3 protein-coding genes are annotated in these 2883 nt (G+C 56.4%); all 3 read left to right on the plus strand.

Annotation, left to right across the window (positions count from 1 at the left end; all coding sequences use genetic code 11):
• Window positions 1-148 precede the first annotated feature (148 nt).
• Window positions 149-922, plus strand: coding sequence for an amino acid ABC transporter substrate-binding protein (locus Q0349_RS04065; RefSeq protein WP_298079600.1), 774 nt, complete (start codon window positions 149-151; stop codon window positions 920-922).
• A 619-nt stretch (window positions 923-1541) separates the two neighbouring features.
• Window positions 1542-2030 (plus strand): hypothetical protein, encoded by a 489-nt coding sequence (locus Q0349_RS04070; RefSeq protein ID WP_298079601.1) that lies wholly within the window; start codon window positions 1542-1544, stop codon window positions 2028-2030.
• 81 nt (window positions 2031-2111) lie between these two features.
• The coding region (locus Q0349_RS04075) for a transporter substrate-binding domain-containing protein (RefSeq protein WP_298079602.1) at window positions 2112-2883 on the plus strand (772 nt) is incomplete at its 3' end.

Here is a 2883-nt window from a genome sequence, read left to right on the forward strand (position 1 = left end):
CCGTTGCTTTTTGTTTGCCCGCCGTTTATCAGCATACATTTTAGGACACCACCCGAAAAGTTATCACCTCATGCCAAACAGTGCTTGGCGCGTCCGCCCGCCCCGCCTACAATGCGCCGCCTCATTCATTCCCTTTGGAGCTATTCCCATGAAAAAACTGCTGCTCGCTGCCGTCACCCTCGCCTTCACCCAGGCACACGCCGCCGAATCACTGCTGGAGCGTATCAACAACCACGGCACCGTCACCGTCGGCACCGAAGGCACTTACGCGCCGTTCACCTATCACGACGAGAGCGGCAAGCTCACCGGTTATGACGTGGAAGTGACCCGCGCCGTCGCCGACAAGCTCGGTTTCAAGGTTGATTTCAAAGAAACAGCGTGGGATGCGATGCTCGCCGGGCTTAAGGCGGAACGCTTTGACTTGGTCGCCAACCAGGTCGGGCTGACCACGCCGGAGCGCCGCGCCACGTTCGACAAGTCCGCCGAGTACAGTTATTCCGGGCCGATGGCGGTCGCCCGCGCCGATGACGACCGCATCAAGTCGCTGGCCGACGTCAAGGGGCTGAAATCCGCGCAGACGCTGTCCAGCAATTACGGCGAAATGGCGCGCGAAGCGGGTGCGGAAATCGTGCCGATTGACGGGCTGGCGCAGGCAATCGTCGTCGTCCAGCAAAAACGCGCTGACTTCACCTTCAACGACTCGCTCGCCCTGCTCGATTACATGAAGAAAAACCCGGATTCCGGCTTGCGCGTCGCCTGGCGTGCCGATGCCGACAAGAAAATCGGCTCCGGCTTTGTCACCAACAAGGGCAACGACGAAGCGCTCGCCAAAATCAGCGCGGCAGTAGAAGAGCTGCGCGCCGACGGCACGCTGAAGAAGCTCGGCGAGCAGTTCTTTGGCGAAGATGTGAGCGTGAAGTAAGCGCCTGTTCAAATTTCTCTTCCGGGGGGCAGTCCGGCGGTTTTGCAGGCTGGCATTCCCGCAACCAGTATAGGGTGCGCCTCGGCGCACCGCTCCGGCGCAAATATGGATAAACGCCCTTTTACATACACCTTTCCCGCTACCCTGTATGTAAATGGCGTGGGGGTCTTGACCCACCATAGCGGAACATCCAGGTTTAATGGCGGGGCGAGCCCCACCCTGTACCTTCCACACGGGCGGTTACGGCTTCGTCTGACCGCCCCTGCAACGCCATTCGCCCAAAACGAAGCGCATCTGCCCAACGAAAGGTGGATGGCAAGAGGCAGTAGTTATGACGCAAGCTGATTTACCCCCACCCCGTCCCTCCCCCGCTGCGGACGCTGCGCGTCCTGCGAGGGAGGGGGCGCAAATACAGGCTTCTGTTCCGCAATCGCACAGGTAGCACAAGCGAGCGCCATTCCTTTTACATACACCTTTCCCGCTACCCTGTATGTAAATGGCTGTAGGATGGGTCTTGACCCACCATAGCGGAACATCCGGGCTTAATGGTGCACCTTCCACTTCCACTGCGCACGCACATCAACCCAAGCTATAACTACAGGTAATCAAGGAATAAAAAATGGAAGAACCACAAAACGAATATCCTTCCCGTGAAGTCCTATGGGCATTTGCCATTGTCTGGATAGTTATTGGCGGCTTGCTATTGCCTCTGGTAATCCAATATATTCTAGATATTTTGGCAGGTCGTCTTATGGAAACTTTGTCAAAACAGGAAACTGGCATTGATGTGGGGCTTAAAGCTTATCCATTGCTTGTCAGTATCCCTTGTGCATTTGTTACCAGTAAACTAATTGCTAATGCCCGTTATCAAAAAACGGGAGCGGATATTTTTAAGGCAACTATTATATCTGCATGTGTGGGGTTGCTATTTTCGGTCGCACCTGTTGTTTTTATTAAGTTTATCGATTTTCTTCAACTTACGATTCTTGCCTTTGCTTATTTTGGTGGAATTTATGGATTAATTATATTGCCTCTGTTTGCCTTCTTTATTTCTGCGCTTATCGGATTTATTACTGCACTCATTGTCCTGCCTGCCAAAGATTACTAGCCACAAAATGGCTTTTACGCAGCCCTTGCCACCAATAGACTGCCCTATTTATCCCTTTCATTTCACTTAAGGAACTCTCCTATGTTTAAATCCGCCCTTCTCGCCGCGCTGGCGGCATTTTCCTTCACCGCCCACGCCGCCGAATCATTGCTCGCGCGTATCAACAACCACGGCACCATCGTCGTCGGTACCGACGGCGCCTATCCGCCCTTCAATTATCACGACGACAGCGGCAAGCTCACCGGTTATGACATCGAAGTTACCCGCGCCATTGCCGAGAAGCTCGGCGTTACCGTCGATTTTCAGGAAACGTTGTGGGACGGCATGCTCGCCGGGCTGAAGGCCGGGCGTTTTGATGCGGTCGCCAATCAGGTGACGCTGGGCACACCGGAGCGCCGCGCCGCCTTTGCCGGGGCGATTCCGTATAGTTGGACGGGCGCGATGGTGCTGACCCGCAAGGACGACGACCGCGTGCATGACGTCGCCGATCTCAAGGGGCTGAAGGCAGCACAAACGCTCAACAGCAACCACGCCTACCGCGCCGAAGCCGCAGGCGCGGTGCTGGTGCCGGTGGAGAGCCTGCCGCAGGCGCTGACCCTGGTACAGCAGGGGCGCGCCGATTTCACCCTGCACGACTCGCTTTCCATGCTCGATTATCTGAAACGCACGCCGGATTCCGGGCTGAAAGTCGCCTGGCAGGCGCCGCGCGCGGAGTGGGAGCCGAGCGGTCTCATCGTCGCCAAGGAAAACGAGGCGGCGATTGCGCCGATTGACGCCGCGCTGAAGGAACTGCAAGCGGACGGCACGCTGAAGCGCCTCAGTGAACAATTCTTCGGAGCCGATGTCAGTGTCC

Origin of the sequence: uncultured Cardiobacterium sp. (genome assembly GCF_938028185.1) — a bacterium.
Classification (GTDB): Bacteria; Pseudomonadota; Gammaproteobacteria; order Cardiobacteriales; family Cardiobacteriaceae; genus Cardiobacterium.